Source organism: Thermosipho ferrireducens, assembly GCF_017358165.1.
GTDB lineage: Bacteria > Thermotogota > Thermotogae > Thermotogales > Fervidobacteriaceae > Thermosipho_B > Thermosipho_B ferrireducens.
In genome coordinates this window covers 879,479-900,209 of the sequence record NZ_CP071446.1, presented here as the reverse complement: position 1 = coordinate 900,209, position 20,731 = coordinate 879,479, and the positions used below count along the sequence as shown (strand labels likewise).

The window sequence follows — 20,731 nt, the reverse complement described above, 5'->3', positions numbered from 1 at the left end:
TTTTTAAGGATTTTAAAACCCTGAAATAGAAAAATATCATAGGATAAATAGAAACATAAATGGAGGTATTTCATGGCAAAAAAACCTATAATAGGAAAAATTATTGCCTTTATAATAGTAATCCTTATATTCTTAAATCTGTTTTCTATTTCTTATTTTAATTTCGAAATAAAGAGGGTTTACAATAGCGATGCAAAAATTTTTCAGTACTGGAGGAGCTATGTCTCGTATATTTTCTCAAAGATTCCTCTTTTAAATAAGTTTATAAAGTACGAACCTCTTAAGGTGTTAAAACCACAGGATTATTTTTCAACTACTCTGTCTCAATATAAAGAAAATTTCCAGAAAATATTGGAAGAAGCCAGAAACACTCTAAATGAAGCTAAAATACAGGAAGAAAAAAATCAAAAAATGTATTCGCTTTTAAAAGCAATAGAAGATGAATGGAAAGACAAAAAGATTCAGGAAGAACTCCAAAAAGTTCAAAAATTAACACAACCCAACAAAATAGATTCTCTTGTAGAAGTTTTTTCCAATGGTGATGCTCAAAAACTCATTCCTTTAATGAACAGCAATGAAATAACGCCAGAAACTCTGGCAGTAGTATTTGATAAACTTTCCCCGGAATTACGCAGTGACATGCTTCAGGCACTGGCAAGTGTAAACCCAACAAAAGCAGCCCAAACTGCTAATCTAATGGGTAGTATCACTGAAATAAAAAAAGAACTTGACGACAAAATTTCTCAATTAGAAGAAAGGATACGCAATTTATACGAGCTTGAAAAATCTATTGTATCGCTCGAAGGCTTTGATAAAAGTATAAGATATTTTATCTCTAATCTAAGCGAAAATGAACTTATTGATTTAATATTTTTCTTTAAAGACAAACCATATATAGCTTACTATATAATATCTAAAACTTCTCCACAAACAGGTTCCAGGATTCTTCAAATTATAAAAGAAAAAGATGAAAAGTTATTTGCAGAAATAATAAGCAGGAGTGGTAACCAATGACAGATCTTTTGAAAACTATCGCATTAATAAAAAACCAGAAAAATTTGAATACTAATTCCAGTCAAACTCCTCAAAAGGCTGAGGAAAAGGTCCTTTTTTCTGATATTTTAAAAGACATTAAAAGTAAAGTAAACAAAGTAAAATTATCCCGGATTATCCAGCATTCTTTTAAAGATGAGAATAACATATCTGAATCCAATAAAAACATTACGGTAAAAGATTCTAAAAGTATTAAAAAAGTTATTGAAAGTACAATAAAATCACTAAATAAGGGAACTAAAGCGCCTCATGAAACTTTTCAAAAAGAGTCTGATGAAAATACTAACAAAAAAAGTTTTAATAGTAGTGAATCTACAAAAAAGAATGATGTTAAAAATAAAAACTTTGACGCAAAAACTATACTCCTGCCTTTAAAAGAAGTAAACATTTCTTCTAAAGTAAATCAAAATAACAAACAATTACCCGAGATACATAAAGAAAACAAAGAAATTGTTATTACAAAGAAACCTGAAGAAAGTAAAACTGATCAAACACTGAAATCGAAAAAAAATAATATAAATAGCAAAAAAAGCGCCGAGAAAAATATAACATCACATCTGGCTTTAAAAGAAATCGAAGAAACTGAAAATGCTCGCAGGCTATTTCATGGCAAAAAAGTAGAAAAAAGTAAAAATGATGTTGCAGAGAAAAATAAAGCACTTTATAGAAATACTCAAAAAAACAATCAAAAAAATGATAATTTTGGACAAATTAACAATTCTATCAAAAATAGCAAAAAAACTTTGAAAAATAATCAAAATAGATATCCAGTTTCTCTTAAAAAGAACAATGTGCAAAATAACACCCCACTGAAACAGTCAGTCCCAACATCTATGACAACCAGCAAAAACATCAGGCAAGAAACAAAAACAAACGAGTTTTCTATACCACATAATATAGATTCCATTCCAGAAAACATCATAAGAAAACTCAAAACTACATCTCATATGCCAGAAAACAAACAAAATAATCCTATAAATAATCTACCCCTTCTACCTAACAAAAAAGAAGATAAACCAAAATCAACAAAGGAAAACTATAAATCTCTATTTTCTAAAAAAACTGCAGGTTCACAACAGATTTCAAAACAAAATCCCTCAAAAAAACTCTCTAATGAAAAAAGAGCTCAAACACCAATCAAAGATGGATTTACACCCAAAAGTGCTATTTTGTTAGAAAAATCTTCCACGAAAAAAGAGCAAAACATTGCTTTAACACCAGACAATCTGGAAAAATTATCCGTTAAAAAAACGAAGATGAATAAATCAAGTGTTACAAATATCCCGGAAGTTTCTGAAGTGGTAAAATCCCTCGAAAATAATGTTTCTAAAATAGCATCTATTCCAGAAACATCTAAAAATATAGTTATTCTGAATAATGTGGTTATTCAAAATAAACCTTTGAAAAGCCAAAACATCGTTGAGGCTCTTAATGTTGGTGTTAATGAAAATAGTCCAAAAAGCACAGATAACAAAACCTCTTCAAAAATCTATAGCGTTAATTCCAGTTATACAATGGCAACGAATAATTACATAAAAAATGACTTAGAAGTAATTCAAAACACTTTAGAAATAACAAAAATTGTAAATACTTCCCAAAACTTGAATGTAACAATAAAAAGCAAATCATTTTCCAGTAAGGATGAAAAAGTCGTTAAGAATTATGCATTTGAAACACGAAAAGTAATAACGAAAATTAAGGAATTAACTAATATCATTAAAAAATTTAGGAGTTTTAAAGTAGAAACGCAGAAAAATAATAATGGAAAAGTTCAAATAACCTTTTCAACTGAAATAAAACGCTCAAATAAGACTTTTTCATATTTATCAAAAAATACTAATTCAATAAAGCCAAATATAAGCGATACTTTCAAAGCACTAACAGCTAAAAAAGCATATAAACCTATAGACAACCACCAACAAGAGATACCCAATTTTGATAAAACAATTAATTTTAACGAAACAGGAAAAAATTTTACTGATAAGCTTTCACAAATACTATTAACTCATGAAAGTAAAAACATTGAGAACATCTACAACAAAATTCAGGAAATGCTCAATCAACCAAAAATTATAGAAAAAGCTAATATAAATCTGGCTCCCCCAGAACTTGGAAACATTGAAATAGAGGTTGAAAAAGAAGGCAACGAAATTCTTATCAAATTTCTGGTAGAAAATAAAGAAGCAAAAGAGCTATTAGACAAAGGAAGTTATATTTTAAGAGAAAGACTCGGGAATTTAGGCTTTGAAATAAAAGACTTTGTTATTGAAACAAAGGAAGAACAGGAATGGTATGAAGAACAAAAAGAAAAACAAGAAGAACAAAGAAATAATCAACAAAATCAAAAACGTCAAAAACAAAGGTGGGTGATAGACGATGATGAACTGGATACAAATAAATAATATTTATCCAACTGGAAACAACCAGGATAGGAAAGTAACTAAAGATCTTGACAAAGAGGCATTCCTCCAGCTTCTTATAACACAACTTAAAAACCAGGATCCCCTGGAACCTTTGAAAGATAAAGAATTTATCGCTCAAATGACTCAGTTATCCACTCTTGAACAAATTACAAACATGAGTGAATCTGTTCAAAAGTTTGTAGAAGCCAGTACATATCTTTATCAGGCTCAAGCTGCATCGATGGTCGGGAAATATGCAGTTGTAAAATCTAATGTACTGGAACTTAAAAATGGTACAAGTGATACACAAATCTTCAAGCTGGAATCTCCTTCTCACGTAATACTAAAAATATACGATGAGTCAGGAAAAGTTGTTCGCGAAGAAGATCTGGGAAAACTTGATGCCGGCCTTCAATCTTTCGTGTGGGATGGAAGAAATAACGAAGGAGTAAGCCTTCCAGACGGAACCTATACTTTCTCTTTATACGCCGTCAATCCTGATGGAACCTTAGAAGAAGTATCTGCAATGGATGGTGGAAAAGTTGATGCAGTACAGTTTAGAGATGGGAAAATATTCGTTTCTATAAATGGAAACTTATATCCTATGTCATCAATAATAGAAATTTCCGAAGAGGGGTGAAATAAATGATAAGGTCTATCTACAGTGGTGTTACCGGTCTCCAGGGATTTCAACAGGCTATTGACGTTGTAGGGAACAACATTGCTAATGTTAACACCATAGGCTTTAAAGCTTCAAGGGTAACTTATGCAACTACATTCTCTCAAATCCTGGAACTCTCAAAAAGAGCTTCCTCTTTAACTGGAGGAACCAACCCAAAACAAATAGGATACGGTGTAAAAGTCGCATCTATAGACAAAATAATGTCTCAGGGAAGTTTCCAGAACACCGGAAAAAAGACTGATCTGGCAATCCAGGGAGATGGATTCTTTATATTAAGGGATGGTACAGGAAAAACTTATTTTACAAGAGCCGGAAATTTTGATCTTGACGTTAACGGAACAATTATACAACCAACTTCAGGTTTAAAACTTCAGGGATGGATCGCAGAACCTGATCCAGAATCGGGAAAGAGATTTGTCGACACAAACAAACCTATTTCCGATATCCAGATTTCCGCAGGTCTCTCAATGGCTGCTAAAAAAACAACTTTTATGAGCTTATCAAACAATTTAGACGCAAGAGTTGGTCCGGAAAAAACCGTTATTACTTTATCAGGTTATGCTGGTAAAAATGTCGACGTAAAAATTCTTTACGACAGAGATATAGGTGGACTTCAAGAACCTTTTAGTGATTACCAGATATACCGTGCTAAAATATATAATGGCTCAGACGATACTCCCGACGGTGAAATTTATATAAAATTCGATAAATTTGGAAACGTTGTTCAATCTGGTGCTATAAAACAAACTTTATCTGTCACAGCTTCAGCAGACGGTTCTGTTACATTAAACAACATTTTACAATCAGATGGAAACTACACCTTTATAATCAGAGACAGCAACGGGAAAATTTTAGATGTTCAAACCGAAAACGTCGTTTCAGGATCTACAACTGTTCAGTCCTCGGTTATACAGAATGGGAGCAGTTACACCATAGAAATTGCCACTGATACCGCTGACGTAGCAACCACTGGTTATGAGCTTGATACCCAATCATCTCTTACTCCTGTAAGTGATGGACAATTGGATTTTACATATAATGGTTCAACCACATCTTCTGATGTAAGAATATTTGTACGCGATTCCTCTGGAAAGGTTATAGGAAGTTATTTAATAGAAGGTGGACTTTCCAATGGAAGTTCATACAGTATTTATGATAGTAACATAACCACATCTGATACGTACTCAATAGAAATTTATGAAACAGACAAAGTGAATCAGCTTGTAGTATCTGGAAGCGGAGAGCCAAGATTTTACGAAGCTGATAATCCGACTAATTTTGTTGTCACAGATTTCAATTCTCCATTCTATACAACTTCTGTACAGGTTTACGACACACTTGGTAACGCATACACACTTTATATAGATTTTGTAAAACTATCGGCAAATTATTACGACGGTAATGATACTTACAAAAATGCATGGGCCTTTAGAATCAGAAACGCCACAGGTGAAGCCATAAAATACTTAACAAATTTTGACACAGGGCAGGAAATCTCTTCTGGTACTGCAGGAGTATTAACATTCGACGAAAGCGGAAGATTCACAGGCTTATTCTCTTTCAATCCAGATACAGGAAGAGTAAATAGGGGAGAAATAATAGACGCCATAAAGTTCAACGCAAGTGAAAATGGAGATGGTGAAGTCAAAATAAAACTGAGATTAAGTGATTTAACACAATTTGCCGCCATTTCCGATGCATATGTAAATGAACAAAATGGAAACGCTCAGGGTACACTTGAGTCATTCTCAATAGCGGAAAACGGAGATATTATAGGTACTTTCAGTAATGGATTAACAGACAAACTGGGGAAAGTAGCACTGGCAATCTTCAATAATCCAGCTGGTTTACTTGAAGCAGGAAATTCTCTTTACGTAGAAAGTGCTAACAGTGGTTCTATGATCATAAGACAACCTGCATCAGGTGGGGCTGGCTCTTTAGTCGCAGGTGCTCTTGAAATGTCAAATGTGGATCTTTCTGAAGAATTTACTAAATTAATAATTGCTCAGAGAGGATTTCAGGCTAACGCAAGAGTAGTTACAACTGCAGATCAGATTCTTCAAGAAGTTGTCAATTTGAGACGATAATTATAATGTAACATTTAGGAGTTGATAGCTATTATACTGTTAACTACTTTGAGTGGTTCAACATTTTATTTGAATGCAGATTTTATTGAAAAAGTTGAAGAGCTTCCTGATACAACTATCACACTCTATAATGGAAAAAAATATATTGTAAATGAATCTGCAGAAGAAGTAATTAAAAAAATAATAGAATATAAAAAGCAGATCTTAAATATTCCACCTTTGATTGAGGAAGGTGATGGATAATGGACATAGCTGTACTTGCAGGTGTGGGTCTGGCTTTGTTTATGGTACTTTTTGGCATAATCTCAGGAGGAGGGGATTTTGCTGCTTTTATAAATATACCTTCTCTTTTTATCGTCATAGGAGGTTCAATAGGTGCTACCATCGCAGCGAACCCAAAAGACATAGGATTTAAGATAGTCCAGATAAGTCTTGAAGCTCTTAAAGAGCCAAAAATAGATTACATTAATTTGTTAAGAACGCTTGTTTCGCTTTCTGAAAAAGCAAGAAGGGAAGGTCTTCTATCTCTGGAAGAAAATATAGAACAAATTGACGATCCATTCATGAAAAAAGCTATACAACTGGTTGTTGATGGAACAGAACCGGAACTTTTGAAATCTATGCTTCAAATAGAAATAGATGTTATGAATAGCGAGATGAGTCTAAAACGTGGCCTATTTGAATCATTAGGAGCATACGCACCGGCTTTTGGTATGATTGGAACGTTAATAGGGCTTATTCAAATGCTTAAAAGTCTTAATGATCCTAATTCACTTGGACCATCAATGGCCGTTGCTCTTATTACAACCATGTATGGTTCAATAATAGCTAACGCCGCGGCTCTTCCATTAGCTGAAAAAATAGGTAAAAGAATGATAAATCTTGAAATGGAAAAAACGATGATAGTTGAAGGAGTTCTCTCGATTCAGGCAGGAGAAAACCCAAGAATTCTTGAGGAAAAGCTAAAGGCATTTTTACCGGCAAATCTCAGAGAACAATATGAAGCAGCTACTCAGGAGGCTACTGCGTAAATGGCAAATAAAAAGTGTGAATGTCCAAAAGGTGCACCAGCCTGGATGACTACATATGGAGATATGGTGACGTTGCTACTTACATTTTTTGTGTTATTGTTTGCATTTTCAAGCATAAGTCCTGGAAAATTTCAACAGGTCGCTGTAGGGCTTGCAAGTGCTCTTTCTGGAAGTCCTCCAAGTGTATTAATGGGTGGACGAAGTTTACAGGAAGAACCTCTTATCTCACAAAGACCCGGTGTTTATGAGGAAATACTAAGAATCTCAGAAGAATATAAAGGCAAAGTGACAATCGAAGAACGTGATGAAGGGACTTTAATAATTATAAGCAATCTTGACATATTTGAATCTGGAAGTGCCAGATTAACTGCGGAAGCTAAAAAGCTTTTAGAAAAATTAGGAGCAGTGATAATAGAACATACCAATAACACACTTGAAATATTTGGATATGCTAATGAACTACCACTTCCTGAAAGTTCAATTTATCAATCAAATTGGCACCTTAGCTCTGCAAGAGCTGCAAGCGTGGTTCTTTTTTTCACTACAGAACTAAAACAAAAAAGATCTCTTGAAAGAATTGCAGATATTCAACTCGGAAGATTTGATCCAGATTATTATTATAACCCTGGTAGATTCATCCCTATAGGAAAAGGTGACGTTGAAATTCAAAAAGAAATCAAAGCGCTTCGCGCAGAATACGAATATAAACTGGAAAATATGAGAAAAGATCTGGTAGCAGGTAAAATAACAAGAGAGCAATGGAACACATTAGTAGCAAAACTAACAACAGAAACAGATAATAAAATAGTAAATCTTAGAAAAAAGTATAGAAGGATAGATATATTAATAAAAAGAGAAAAAGCCATGTGATTTTTAACTTTGAGGAGGTGCCAGAATGCCAGAAGAAGAAATTCAAGAACAAGCAGGGGAGCAAAAAAAGAAAAAGGGAATAATGGGATTATTAGGCCCTATTTTGATACCTCTTGTTGTCTCATTGGGAGTAAGTCTTGGCGTTATTATGTTTCTTGGAAACAATACTACAGTTTCTCAAGCTCAACAACAGGCTCAACAAACAGCTCCAGTTGAAATCAAAGCGGTTGTTATTAGACCTGGCACATATCAGACTTTCATGTTAAAAGGCGCCAAAGAGGTAGCTGTGATAGACTCCTTATCATTTAAAGTCGGAAGCGAACAATGTAGAGCAGCAGTTGCAGAAAAAAATGATGAAATTATGGATGCTCTTATGTTAATTTTCCTGAGTAAAGAAAGAACAGAACTAAATACACCTGCAGGAATTGAGTTAATAAAGAAACAAATAAAAAATGCAGTTAATGAAATAACAGGATTTGTTGGGGAAAAAGAGAAATATGGAGTAATAGATGTGTATCTTTACATAAAGGCTATTAGCTCTGTACAATAAGAAAAGAGGTGAACTCCCTTGTCTGATGTACTCAGTCAGGAAGAAATAGATCGATTGCTTCAAGCGGTAAGCGAAGGAGAAGTAAGTTTAGAAGAAGTAAAAAAGGAAGAAGAAGCAAAGAAAATAAGAACATATGATTTTCTAAGACCAAGAAAATTTTCAAAAGAACAGGAAAGAACATTGCAGATGATCCACGAAAACTTTTCTCGTGGATTGTCCACCTACCTTTCCGGTAGATTGAGAAGTTTTGTGGCAGTTAATCTTGTTGGAATAGATCAAATGACCTATGATGAATTTTTAAAGTCAATAAAAAATCCTTCGTATATTGTCATATTCTCTGCAAGGGAGTTCACAGGAAGTGCTATAATGGATATAGGACTTGAAATATTTTATGGAATGCTTGAAATTCTTCTTGGTGGTCCAGGTGCAAATGTTTCTGAAATTTCCAGACCTCCAACAGACACGGAAACAGCTATAATGAGAAAAGAAGTCGTTAATATATTAACTACTCTCTCTCAAGCATGGTCAAATGTTCACCCATTTGTTCCTGTAATAGAGGCTATTGAAACTAATCCTCAATTTGTTCAAATTGTTGCCTCAAATGAAATGGTTCTGGTAATTACTTTTTTCATAAACATAGGCAGAATAGAAGGATATATAAATCTTTGTTGGCCGTCATCACTTATAGAACCTTTTGCAGAAAAACTTACAACCCAAAGCTGGTTTAAAACCAAACAAACACTGGCTACAGAAGAAGATATTAAATCTCTTCGTGAAAATCTCGCAAGGACCATTGTAGAACTATCAGCGGTTATTGGAAAAACACAATTGAGCTTGTGGGAAATTTTGAATCTGGAAAAAGGCGATGTAATAAGATTAAACACACATAAAAACGAACCTTTCAAGATTACACTAAATGGGAAAACTAAGTTTAAAGGATTGCCAGGAACTTTTAAAGGAAGATACGCAGTAAAAATAACGGAAGTTATCAATGAGGAGGAGATATAAAATGGGTGGAGAAGAATTCCTTTCTCAAGAAGAACTTGATGCTTTGTTAAATCAAATAAATGACTCCCAGGAAAGCCAGGAGCTCACAGACATTGAAAAAGACATGTTCGGAGAAATAGGAAATATAATAATGGGAAGTGGCGCTACCGCTCTTTCCACGCTTCTTGGAAGAAAGGTAGAGATAACAGTCCCAACTGTCGATTTAAAAAAAGTTTCAGAATTAAAAAAAGAAATAAACGGCGTTAATGCTGTAGTATCAATAAATTTCCAGGGAGTTGTTGAGGGATTAAATGCACTGGTACTCCCCCAGAATGCAGTTGCACAAATCGCCGATATAATGATGGGAGGCACAGGGGAAATAGAATCTCCTGAAGTCAATGAATTAGCATTAAGCGCTGTTTCAGAGGCTATGAATCAAATGATGGGAGCAGCTTCTACTGCTCTTTCTGATATGGTAAATGCAAAAATAGATATAACTCCTCCCACAGTAGAATTAATAGATTTTAACTCCTCGGAAGTCAAATTTCCACCAGTAGCTCAGGATGATGAAATTGTAGCAAAAGTTAATTTTACATTGAAAATCGACGGTCTTCCACCAGCTGATTTTTTCCTGACCATGCCTCCAAAATTTGTTAAAAAACTGTACGACTTAATTTTCAAACCAGGCGAGCCTCAAGAAACTCAGGCTCAACAAGTCCAGGCTCCAGGACAACCTGCTGAACAAGCTATTGCCGCCAAAACTTCAAATGTGCAAAAACAAACTGTTTCAGTTTCTCCTGTTAAATTCCAAACTTTCGAATCTGAAGGAACTTCAAAGGCCGGAGTAGAAATTCCCGAGAGGCTTCAAGCACTTCTTGATATTCCTTTAAACGTTGTGGTAGAACTTGGAAAAACAAAATTAACGTTAAAACAGGTAATGGAACTCTCAATAGGTTCCTTAATAGAACTTGATAAACTCACAGGAGAACCTGTAGACATAATTGTAAATGGTAAATTAATCGCCCGTGGCGAAGTCGTGGTAATCGATGAAAACTTTGGAGTAAGAATTACTGAAATTGTAAGTCCACAGGAAAGATTCTATACTCTTGAATAAAAATCTATCAAGCATCATAGCTTATTTTTTCAAGTAGTTTATCACATAGTTCACCTTTTATCCCTGGTTCATTAGAAAGCTCGTTCAACAGTCTGACAAGACTGAAAAAGCTGTCTTTTGGAACCTGTCGCGAAAGTTTTAGTAAATTATGCGCTATTGTATCGACCTGAGCAAACATTTCCTTTCCTGTGCTTTCGTCAATAGAGGAAAAGAAATCAACAATCCTTATTATCATGGAATTTGTTATATGAATTTTGTTATTATTAGAAGGAATTTTTCCAGCCAATAATATTTCGCGTGCTGTTGGAACAGAGGAAAATGTATTATCATAAAATGTCTTTGCTACTTCAGGCCCAAGAATACCAGATGCTATGAAATAAGCGTATTTCTCTTTTTCCTCGTCGCTCATGTTTTTTAGCACTTTCCCAAGCTTAAACCAACTCCTTGGACTGGGTTTTATATTTGCCTTTAAAGATACCGGCGAAGATGTAGCAAGAAATTCGGGATTTCCTTTTATAAATTCTTTTATTTCTTCAGGAACATCATACTTGTCCGCCCACTTAAGCCACTCATCTACATGAGGCGATATCTCAAGTATAAAAAACCTCGAGAGAAATGCAGGATCAGTTATTAAATCAACCTGATCGTAATCTTCATCTGGAGGATTCATCGAAGCGATTATCCATACCCCATCCGGCAATACATGATTATGAATTCGTCTGTCAATAAGAAGCTGCATAATAGCATTTCTAATGCTCCTATGAGAACGATTTATTTCATCAAGGAAAATTATGCAATTATCATTTTCAGGCCACCAATCTGGAGCTAAAAAGATCGTTTTTCCTTCAGATCTGGAGGGAAGACCTATTAAATCTCCTGGTTCCATTTGCGATAATACAAGAATTATTAATTCTCTTCCAGATTCTTCCGCAATTTCACGTGCTATGTCAGTCTTACCAACACCGAAATGTCCAACCAATAATGGTACTTCACCGCTCTCCATTATTTTTTTGGAAAGATACTTTGCTTCCTGAACTGTCAAAAACAACACCTCCGATATCAGATAAAATATCATCTATCATTGTTTCATCTCTAAAAGTTTCAGTTAAAGAATAGATATAACTTCTCCCCTTTTTTCGCCTTTTAACAACACCATTTGATAACAACTGTTTTAGAATCGCGTAAGAATCCTTCCCACGAAAATTATCTAATTCTGATTTAGTCATCTTCTTATTGCTTGCTAACAATAAGACTATTTCCAGTTGAGACTCTGTAAGGCTGTGTAAAGAACGTCTCTTGACCACTTTACTTAATATTTTTGCATAATCTTTTTTTGCATAGAACCTTAGAAACCCGTCTATTATTTTGAGTTCAATCCCGTGAGCCTCGTCTTTATACTTCTCTTGAATGATTCTTATTACACGGTCTAATGTGTCAAAATCACAATCTACTAGCTGTCTCACTTTCTCCATTTCTATCCCACGTGATGCAAATATTATTGCTTCAACCATTGCTATTAGCTTTTTGTCCATTTTTCACCACTCGCTTTAAAATAAATTCTTCATCAAGCAAAGCATACCCCAGACGAATAAGTTCTAATACCGCTAAAAATCTAACTATAAGTTCATATTTACTTTGAGAAACTTTCAAAATACTATAAATATCATTGTCCAGCCAATTTTCAAGAATTTCATCCATCACATTTTCTACAAGAAGTTCTTCTCGTTTTATTTCATAAACTTTTTTCTTAATTTCTATTTCATGAACCACACTCGAAATGATTTTTTTTAAACGCTTCTCATTTATTTTAGGAAATATCACCTGAACATTTACCGGGAACCTTTTAATAGTTGATGGATCAACATTTTTAACTTTTTCAACGTACTCTTTAAGTTTAGCATATTGCTCCACCTGAGTATAGAATCGTTCTTTCTTTGCTTGAAGTTCAGGATCGACATTGCTTCTCGGTAACAAACTTCTGGATTTTAATTCCATCAAATATGATGCTGTAACAATAAATTCAGAAGCTATGGACAGATTCATCCGTTTCATTCTTTCTATATAGCTTAAAAATTCATCAGCAAGCTGGGAAATAGGTATTTCCCTTATACTAATTTGCTTTTTTTTAACAAGAAAAAGTATCAAATCGAGTGGCCCTTCAAATTTTTCAAATCTGAAAATTACTTCCAATTTTTAAAACCCCTTTAAAAGCCTTCCTCCTCGATTATAGAAAGATATTTTATTTCGTATATCTCCAGAAGGCTCGCGATGCTTTCCGGATCATCACTATCGACTTTTATGGAGATTTGACGTTTACTATTCTCATCTTTAAGAGTTAAAATTGAAAGTATATTTACCTGGTTATTTGCCAGAACATCTATTATTCTCTTTAACTCTCCAGGCCTATCAGCAAGTTCAAGAATTATTCTTATCCCGGGCTCATCCATAGCGGAAAGTTCTGTAAATGCTTCCAAAATCTCCTGGACTCCAAGAACTCCTATTACTTCTGCGTTGTTGTTTACTACAGGCAATATTTGATCTCGATTTTCTATCATCATTAATGCGGCTTCTTCTACATTTGAATCTTCAACAACGTAAAAATCCGGAAAAGTTATATAATCGTCTATTTTTTCATCCATATTTGCTTCCCAGATACTACTTTTGTATAATACTCCGTCGAATTTTTCTTCCTCATCCAACGCAATACAATAATCGCAGGCATACTCTCTCATCGTATGAAGAGCATCTCCAACAGATGCACCCTTCTTAATAGTTGGAAAATGTGTAACAACCCATTTCTTTACATTCATAACACAACCTCCTTCTTCCTACAGCACTAAAATTTGTAGAACCATACCTCACCAAAATCAGCACATACAACTACTATTCCATTGGATATTTTAAAAACTGAGATTGGATATTTTCCAGTATCATAATATAACACTTTTTGACCATCGTACAACATTAATTTATTGTCTGATGCAGATAAAGCAACCAGGTATTTTTCACTTACTAAACCTAAAGTAGGTTGATACTTCAACTCTATTTCTTTATATATTTTATCACTTTTTAAAAAATATATTTTCCTGGTATATAACGATCCGACAACTAAATAGGAATCCCACATTGTTGCAAAAGAGAGATACGATGAAATCTTGTTTATCTTCCCGCCCTCCAGATTCAGGATTTTACCGCCCCTTGTATCAACCAAATAAGAATTAACAACTATAGAAGGTGTAATTAAGTCATAATTGAAAAACTTTCTATCCAGCTCAAAATCTTTCGTTTTGTCCCATAAAATTAATCCTATGGGCTTTCCTTTGTAAAAATAAAAGTAAGTGGGACTGTCTATAAAATTATAGGAATAAATAATATTCAAGTTAAAATCAAATCCAAAGATATTACCTTTAATATCGAGTATATAAACATAATTGCCTACTCTCTCACTAAATATTGGCTTTGCTTTTAATTCATAATTCTTTATTAGACTCATATTCTTCACATTGTAAAGAAGTAACTGTTTTCCCACCCCATCAATAACCATAAGAAACTCTTTATAAATATATGAAATTACAGGATAAATTCCCACATTTGATTTTACTTTATAAATTTCTCTACTTTCAAGATCAACTATAACAACTTTTCTTTCAAGTGAACTTGTTAAAACTAAATAATTATCCCATACTGTATTGCGGAAAGTATACGCCGTTCCCGTGTAGATCACTTTTTCAACTGAGACAGAAAAAGCGGAAAAAGAAATAAACAAAAAAAACATTATGCTAACTCTAATAGATAAACTCAAATATCTTTTCCGCAACTTCTTCTTTACTCCCTTCTACTTCAACAACTTGATTACGAGTAATTATAAAAGCATGACTATTGTCACTTCCCATAACTTTCGTTGCATTATTTGCTATTATCATGTCAACTTTTTTCTCTTCAAGTTTTTTTCGAGCATTTTCCACAATGTTTTCTGTTTCTGCTGCAAATCCAACAATTAATTGATGACTTTTTCTTCTGCCTATTTCTTTGAGAATATCTTTTGTTCTAACAAGTTCTAATACCATATCTCCCTGCTTTTTTATCTTATGTTTTCTTACTTCTTTTGGTTTGTAATCAGCTACTGCAGCTACCATAATAACAATATCTGTTTTCTCGAATCTCATTATCGTTTCATTAAACATCTCTTCTGCACTAACAACCTCTATAAACTCATCGACAAGGTACGGTTTTTTTAAAGAAGTTGGGCCAGAAATCAATGTTACATTTCCTCCCAACCTCTTAGCAACAGTAGCTATCGCGTATCCCATCTTTCCACTTGAATGATTTGAAATAAACCTTACAGGATCTATACTTTCCACAGTTGGACCTGCTGTAATCAGTACTTTTTTATCTTTCAATTTTTTTTTCGAAGTTAAAAACTTTACAACCTCCAATATTTTTTCATTTTCAGGATACCTTCCTTTTCCTATTTCACCACATGCTAAATGACCTACCTCCGGCTCTACTACATACCATCCTATCTTTCTAAGCTTTTCTAAATTTTCCTGAACAATGTTGTTTTCATACATTCTTGTATTCATGGTTGGTACAATAACCTTAGGAGTCTTATCTGGAACAGCAATTGCTATTGTTGATAAAAGATCGTCTGCTATTCCATTTGCTATTTTACCAATTATATTCGCTGTTGCAGGTGCAACGACAAACACACTTGCTTTTCTTGATAGCTCTGTATGAGTTATCCATCCAGAATCTACATCAAAAGTATCTGTATACACATTACAATTCCCAACCGCTGAAAAAACAGCCGGTGCTATTAAATTTTTTGCATTTTTAGTCATAATAACATTTGTTTCATAACCTTCTTTCCTGAATTTGCTAACAAGATCCACCGCTTTATAAATGGCTATGCCACTTGAAACTCCCAACAAAACATGCATGCTCTCTTCCTCCAGATTAAAATTTGTGCTCTTCAGCGGGAAAAGTTCTGTTTTTTACTTCATCTTTAAACTGTGACACCGCCTTTAGCATTTCCTCATACGCGTTCATATATCTTTTTGCAAACTTTGGTTTAAAATCAGGATTTAATCCAACAATATCGTGAAAAACTAGAACCTGTCCATCACAATAACGACCTGAGCCAATGCCTATTGTTGGAATAGAAATAGTTTCCGTTACCTCTTTTGCAACATTTTCAATTACCATCTCCAGAACTATACTGAATACACCAGTTTCTTCCAGAATAGATGCATCTTCCAGTAATCTTTCTTTTTCTTCTGTTGCTTTACCCCGAACCTTATAACCTCCTACAACATTTAGAGATTGAGGAGTAAAACCAAGATGCCCCATAACAGGAATACCTATGGATATCAATTTCCCTATAAGTTCAGAAAATTCACGCCCACCTTCCAGTTTAACTGCATTTGCACCTGCTTTCATAAATAACCCTGCATTTTTTATTCCTTCTTCTACGCTAACACCATAAGACAAAAAAGGCATATCCGCTACTATAAATGCGTTATCTGCCCCTCTTCTTACCGCTTTTACATGTATCAACATTTCTTCCATTGTAACTGGAATCGTACTATCATACCCCAAAACATTATTTCCAAGAGAATCACCTACAAGTATAATATCAATACCAGCATCCTGTAAAATACGGGCGGTAGGTGCATCATAAGCAGTAGCCATTACTATTTTTTCTTTACCTTTCATTTTAACTATTTTAGGTACATTCATAATAATCCCTCCATACCTTTACCAAACCAATTTATGTTTCCTTTCAAAGTCATTTTACCATAGCATATTAATTAAGAACAAAAATTCTTAATATATCGCGCAATTTTCTCAATTGTATCTAAATTTTTTGTTGTTGCTGTAATGTAATATCCTGACACTATCTCATAAGTAAGCTTTATAGTATTAAAAATAGCTTCTAAAGACAATTCATATAAAATGTTATCATCGTTTATATTTTTATAAAAAGAAGGGATAAAAATTCCTGGAACTGTCGAAAAATACATCATTCGCTCAACACTTTCAAGAACTATTAAAGAAAGTACAAGTTTGGTTGGCAAAAGAGTTTTTCTTGCAATATCCCAGAATCTTAAAAATATCTCTGGTTCCATGATAGGCTGTGATACAAAAAAGGAAGAGCCATTCTTTATTTTTTTATTCATTCTTTCTATTGTAACTTCCGCAGCTTTTTCATATAGACTAAACACGCCTCCAAAATAAAAATTTGCATTACCACATATTCTATTCCCAGCAAGATCTTTCCCCTCATTAAGCAATTTGACAAGCTTAAATAGTTCATAAATGCTGAGGTCATCCACACGAGTCGCAAATGGATAAGTACCAAAAGAGGGGTCATCTCCAGAAAGTATTAAAATATTATTAACCCCAAGCATATGAGCGGCAAGGAGGTCTCCTTCGATTCTTATAATATTCCTTGTAGTTCGTGTAAAATGCATTAAAATATCAATATTATTTTCACATAAAACATGGGCTGGAGCAATTGGAGAGATTTTCACTTTCCCCATAGGAAGATCTGTTATAGCTATAACATCTACTCCTCTATTAATTGCCATCTCACAAAATCTGATATATTTTTTTACAGTGACTGATCGAGGTGGTATGGTTTCTAAAATAAGAAGTTTATGTTTTTCAAACTTTTCTTTCATCTTCTCGCTCACAATCCACAAAAATCTATAACATCTTTCTACAAGTACTTCCCTGAATTTTTCATTATTTAATCCATTTCTCCAATCCTATTCGTCAAAATAAAAATACTTTTCACCTGTTTTTATTATAACATTTATTGATGGTATATTTCATTGAAAATTTAAAAAAAGTTTTCTAATCCCCACTCCAGAAGTTCTGGATGTGTTCTCATGCTGAAATTTTGATCATTTTCCAGGGAGGAAGGTAGCAACTCTCCACGAATAAGCTGTCTGAGCTTTAATATATACTCTTTCATTTTTATCACTTCATCATCTTTAGCAATCAACCCGTGACCAGGTACTATATACTTAGCTTTTGGAATTTTTTCCAGTGTTTTCAACCACAAGTCTATATTGCTATCAAACACTATCTCAGCATGAATTCCAGAAACAATGGTATCTCCTGCAACAACTACATTTTCCGATGGAATAAAAACGTAAGAAGAATCCGGTGTATGGCCAGGACCATGATATATGTAAATCTTTATTCCATCTTCATATGTCCAGTCTTCTTCAAACACAACGTCCGGGAATTTTACCTCAAAATTTTTCATTCCAATATTTTCCAGATAAGAATCATCCATCTTTTCCATAGCTTCTTTTGTTAATTTGTGCGCAACTATAGGACACTCAAAAACATGATTCCCAAATGTGTGATCAGGATGATAATGTGTGTTTATAACTAACTCTATCCTTTTCCCACTAATCTCTTTTGCAAAATCTTTTATTTTTTTTGCCTTTTCAGGAAAAAGAGTAGTATCTATTAAAATACATCCAGATTTTCCTATAACCAGCGTGCTGTTTGAAGCTATTTCATTTTCAATAACATACACATGTTCAGAAATATTTCTTATCATATCTTTTCCCCCAATGTGTTATACTTTACATTGTAATATTTCTCCAGAAGGGGTGACAAATCCTTGAAGAATTTACTCTTAATAGGATATTATGGCTTTGGTAATCTCGGAGACGAAATGATGGTAAGTACAATAAAAGATTTTTTGTTATCTCAGGGTTTTAATGTGAATATACCAGTACCTAAAGAAAAAATATTGAATCAAAAGCAATTCAATCGTTTTAATATATTAAAACTTTTCGAAAATATTTTGAAAGCTGACGCTATAATCTGCGGCGGTGGAGGTGTGCTCCAGGATAAGACCAGTTTTAAAAGCTTTTTTTACTACTATAGCATTTTTGAGTTTTCACTTCTAATGAGGAAACCAGTAATATTTTTTGGAAACAGTTTTGGACCTGTGAGAAAAAAACTCAGTATGTTACTATTAAAAAGACTCTTAAAACAAAAAAAACTTTATATTTTTGCCAGGGATCCAGTTTCTTCTAAATATGCTTCACAGCATAATTCACATACCTTTTTAGCAACAGATCCAGCCATAAGATTTTTATCAAAGTTAGATATTACTCCTTCAAAAAGAACTGATACGGCTGTTATCATTCCCAGAAAATTTAGAAGCTATATTCCCGTTCTTCTTAATTTAAAACACCTGGGATTTAAAAATATAATATTCTTACCATTTGCTCCGGAAGATGAAATTCTTGCGAAAAGGCTGGCCAATTTTTCCATAAAAGGACTAAATATGTCTTTCTCAAAGCCCGAAGAAGCTATAGAAAAAATTACAAAAGCCTCAGTTATAATCAGTGAAAGGTTTCATGGTTCACTAACCGCGGCATATTTTGATATTCCATTTATTTCTGTGAAGGATGAGAAATTTAGAAGATTCATTACACCATATTTGCCTGTTTATCCTGGATTTGCTTTTGATATTTTAGATGCTGCGAAAAAAATAGAACTCGTTCTAAATGAATCATTTTCCTTAAAAGGGAGCCTTTTAGAAGCCTGCGAAGGAATGTATACAAAGTTCGGCGAGCTTTTACATAACCTGGTTTAATAAAGAACCACTGGATAGTTATTTTTCGGATGATAAATAACTTCTACCTTAGAATTATAGAGCAATTTAAAATTCTCTGAAGTGATAACCTTATGCGGGACACCCTCTAAACAAAGTTTGCCATCCTTTAACCCATAGATGTAATCACAATACTTTGCAGCAATATTGATATTATGAAAAGCTGCAAGAACACTTTTTCCAGAATCTGTAAGTTTTTTTAATATTTCTGCTATGTGAATCGCTTGAGATATATCAAGATGGGCAGTAAGCTCATCGACTATAATTATAGGCGACCCTTGATATAGTGCTCTGGCAATTAAAACTCTTCTTTGCTCCCCACCGCTAAGAGTCGAAAAATACCGCTCTTTGAAATCTGACAATTCCACAAGCCCAAGAGCTTCTTCCAGTTTATTCTTATTTTCATAGCCTGAAAAAAAACTTCTTTTTCTATGAAGTCCTCCCATCTCTACTATTTCCCTGACTTTAAATTCAAAAGCTGGAGAAAATTCCTGCCTTACAAAAGAAATGTAACTTGCTAACTTTCTACGTGATATATGGCTGATATCATTTCCAAAAACTTCTATTGTTCCATCGTCACATTTTAATATCCTTGAAATAAGCTTTAAAATTGTGGATTTTCCCGCTCCATTAGGACCGATTATTCCCACAAAACTTCCCTTTTTAACAGAAATATTAATATTTTTTACTGAAAATGTCCCATATGAAAAATTCAAATTTTTTGTTTTTAAAACAACTGATGACAAGCTCATTATTCATACTCCCTTATCCACCTGTTTCGAAAGTAGAAGCCAACTTCAACATACTGCTGTATTTTTCAAGAATTCTTTTTGCATAAATCTCTTTATAAATCCCTCCATTATAATTCTCAACAGCTTTTGTAATACTTCCATATTTTTCGTACAAATATTTTAAATAATAAGTTCCTATTTTTATGTTCAACTTAAAATCCCACATGATTCTTATCCAACCCTCTTCTGGTTCCTTTATTCCATACTTTTTAGCAACAAAAGCAGCTGTTTGGGGTTTTATCTGCATCATTCCAAGCTCTCCGTACAAACCTATAACATTTCTAAATTCACTTTCAACAACTATTACTGATATTATCAATAAGGGATCTAAACCTGTATTCTTTGAAGCCTCAAGTACAGCTTCTTCAATTTTGTATAACATATCTTCATCTGTCTCAAGACCGTGAGCACTTCTATATTCTTTTACCATGTCTCTAAACCATTGACCAGGTAATGCGAAATTTACCGTAACCATAACTATTACTAACAACAACGTCAAATAGCGCATTGTAAAACC

Annotated in this window: 22 protein-coding genes; 11 read left to right on the top strand and 11 right to left on the bottom strand. The window is 33.7% G+C overall.

Features of this window, described 5'->3' with window-relative positions; translation table 11 throughout:
• Positions 1 to 72 precede the first annotated feature (72 nt).
• The 10 genes from JYK00_RS04470 to fliY are packed head-to-tail and all read left to right on the top strand — an operon-like array spanning position 73 to position 10,776.
• Positions 73 to 1,014: a hypothetical protein gene (locus JYK00_RS04470; RefSeq protein ID WP_207567484.1), complete on the top strand. Its 942-nt coding sequence runs from the start codon at positions 73 to 75 to the stop codon at positions 1,012 to 1,014.
• Complete coding sequence (locus JYK00_RS04465) at positions 1,011 to 3,455, top strand: flagellar hook-length control protein FliK (protein ID WP_207567483.1); 2,445 nt, start codon at positions 1,011 to 1,013, stop codon at positions 3,453 to 3,455. The genes JYK00_RS04470 and JYK00_RS04465 overlap by 4 nt, the downstream gene beginning before the upstream one ends.
• Complete coding sequence (locus JYK00_RS04460) at positions 3,430 to 4,095, top strand: flagellar hook assembly protein FlgD (protein ID WP_207567482.1); 666 nt, start codon at positions 3,430 to 3,432, stop codon at positions 4,093 to 4,095. The genes JYK00_RS04465 and JYK00_RS04460 overlap by 26 nt, the downstream gene beginning before the upstream one ends.
• Positions 4,096 to 4,100: 5 nt before the next feature.
• Positions 4,101 to 6,224 carry a flagellar hook-basal body complex protein gene (locus JYK00_RS04455; protein WP_207567481.1) on the top strand — a complete coding sequence of 708 codons (2,124 nt, stop codon included), beginning with the start codon at positions 4,101 to 4,103 and terminating at the stop codon, positions 6,222 to 6,224.
• 30 nt (positions 6,225 to 6,254) lie between these two features.
• Positions 6,255 to 6,467 (top strand): flagellar FlbD family protein, encoded by a 213-nt coding sequence (locus tag JYK00_RS04450; RefSeq protein WP_207567628.1) that lies wholly within the window; start codon positions 6,255 to 6,257, stop codon positions 6,465 to 6,467.
• Positions 6,467 to 7,255, top strand: a complete 789-nt coding sequence (locus JYK00_RS04445; RefSeq protein ID WP_207567480.1) for a motility protein A — start codon at positions 6,467 to 6,469, stop codon at positions 7,253 to 7,255. Before JYK00_RS04450 ends, JYK00_RS04445 begins: the two co-directional genes overlap by 1 nt.
• Positions 7,256 to 8,125, top strand: coding sequence for a flagellar motor protein MotB (locus JYK00_RS04440; protein WP_207567479.1), 870 nt, complete (start codon positions 7,256 to 7,258; stop codon positions 8,123 to 8,125).
• A 25-nt stretch (positions 8,126 to 8,150) separates the two neighbouring features.
• On the top strand, positions 8,151 to 8,675 hold the full coding sequence (locus tag JYK00_RS04435; protein WP_207567478.1) for a flagellar basal body-associated FliL family protein: 525 nt from the start codon (positions 8,151 to 8,153) through the stop codon (positions 8,673 to 8,675).
• 18 nt (positions 8,676 to 8,693) lie between these two features.
• Positions 8,694 to 9,683, top strand: coding sequence for a flagellar motor switch protein FliM (fliM, locus tag JYK00_RS04430; protein ID WP_207567477.1), 990 nt, complete (start codon positions 8,694 to 8,696; stop codon positions 9,681 to 9,683).
• A 1-nt stretch (position 9,684) separates the two neighbouring features.
• A complete protein-coding gene (gene fliY / locus JYK00_RS04425) occupies positions 9,685 to 10,776 on the top strand; it encodes a flagellar motor switch phosphatase FliY (protein ID WP_207567476.1) in 1,092 nt (363 codons plus the stop codon).
• Between the two features lie 7 nt (positions 10,777 to 10,783).
• On the opposite strand, the gene JYK00_RS04420 is transcribed toward fliY, so the two are convergent.
• The 9 genes from JYK00_RS04420 to JYK00_RS04380 all read right to left on the bottom strand — a co-directional run bounded on the left by JYK00_RS04420 (position 10,784) and on the right by JYK00_RS04380 (position 18,355).
• Entirely contained in the window at positions 10,784 to 11,818 is a 1,035-nt protein-coding gene (locus JYK00_RS04420; protein ID WP_207567475.1) for an AAA family ATPase, read from the bottom strand.
• The gene (gene scpB / locus JYK00_RS04415; RefSeq protein WP_207567474.1) at positions 11,766 to 12,308 is read right to left on the bottom strand and encodes an SMC-Scp complex subunit ScpB; all 543 of its coding nucleotides are present in this window, start codon (positions 12,306 to 12,308) and stop codon (positions 11,766 to 11,768) included. Before scpB ends, JYK00_RS04420 begins: the two co-directional genes overlap by 53 nt.
• Entirely contained in the window at positions 12,280 to 12,966 is a 687-nt protein-coding gene (locus JYK00_RS04410; protein WP_207567473.1) for a segregation and condensation protein A, read from the bottom strand. Before JYK00_RS04410 ends, scpB begins: the two co-directional genes overlap by 29 nt.
• 14 nt (positions 12,967 to 12,980) lie before the next feature.
• A complete protein-coding gene (locus JYK00_RS04405; RefSeq protein WP_207567472.1) occupies positions 12,981 to 13,586 on the bottom strand; it encodes a CBS domain-containing protein in 606 nt (201 codons plus the stop codon).
• A gap of 26 nt (positions 13,587 to 13,612) precedes the next feature.
• A complete protein-coding gene (locus JYK00_RS04400) occupies positions 13,613 to 14,551 on the bottom strand; it encodes a hypothetical protein (RefSeq protein ID WP_207567471.1) in 939 nt (312 codons plus the stop codon).
• Positions 14,552 to 14,561: 10 nt separating this feature from the next.
• Positions 14,562 to 15,716 (bottom strand): bifunctional phosphopantothenoylcysteine decarboxylase/phosphopantothenate--cysteine ligase CoaBC, encoded by a 1,155-nt coding sequence (gene coaBC, locus JYK00_RS04395; RefSeq protein ID WP_207567470.1) that lies wholly within the window; start codon positions 15,714 to 15,716, stop codon positions 14,562 to 14,564.
• A 16-nt stretch (positions 15,717 to 15,732) separates the two neighbouring features.
• Positions 15,733 to 16,515 carry a 3-methyl-2-oxobutanoate hydroxymethyltransferase gene (panB, locus tag JYK00_RS04390; RefSeq protein ID WP_207567469.1) on the bottom strand — a complete coding sequence of 261 codons (783 nt, stop codon included), beginning with the start codon at positions 16,513 to 16,515 and terminating at the stop codon, positions 15,733 to 15,735.
• A 71-nt stretch (positions 16,516 to 16,586) separates the two neighbouring features.
• Positions 16,587 to 17,459, bottom strand: coding sequence for a methylenetetrahydrofolate reductase (locus JYK00_RS04385; protein WP_207567468.1), 873 nt, complete (start codon positions 17,457 to 17,459; stop codon positions 16,587 to 16,589).
• Positions 17,460 to 17,620: 161 nt separating this feature from the next.
• On the bottom strand, positions 17,621 to 18,355 hold the full coding sequence (locus tag JYK00_RS04380) for an MBL fold metallo-hydrolase (protein ID WP_207567467.1): 735 nt from the start codon (positions 18,353 to 18,355) through the stop codon (positions 17,621 to 17,623).
• 63 nt (positions 18,356 to 18,418) lie between these two features.
• Here JYK00_RS04380 and JYK00_RS04375 point away from each other — a divergent pair, with 63 nt between their 5' ends.
• Positions 18,419 to 19,405, top strand: a complete 987-nt coding sequence (locus JYK00_RS04375) for a polysaccharide pyruvyl transferase family protein (RefSeq protein ID WP_207567466.1) — start codon at positions 18,419 to 18,421, stop codon at positions 19,403 to 19,405.
• Here JYK00_RS04375 and JYK00_RS04370 read toward each other — a convergent pair.
• Positions 19,402 to 20,175 carry an ABC transporter ATP-binding protein gene (locus JYK00_RS04370; RefSeq protein WP_207567465.1) on the bottom strand — a complete coding sequence of 258 codons (774 nt, stop codon included), beginning with the start codon at positions 20,173 to 20,175 and terminating at the stop codon, positions 19,402 to 19,404. The genes JYK00_RS04375 and JYK00_RS04370 overlap by 4 nt on opposite strands.
• 13 nt (positions 20,176 to 20,188) lie before the next feature.
• Entirely contained in the window at positions 20,189 to 20,722 is a 534-nt protein-coding gene (locus JYK00_RS04365) for a transglycosylase SLT domain-containing protein (RefSeq protein WP_207567464.1), read from the bottom strand.
• Positions 20,723 to 20,731: the final 9 nt, after the last annotated feature.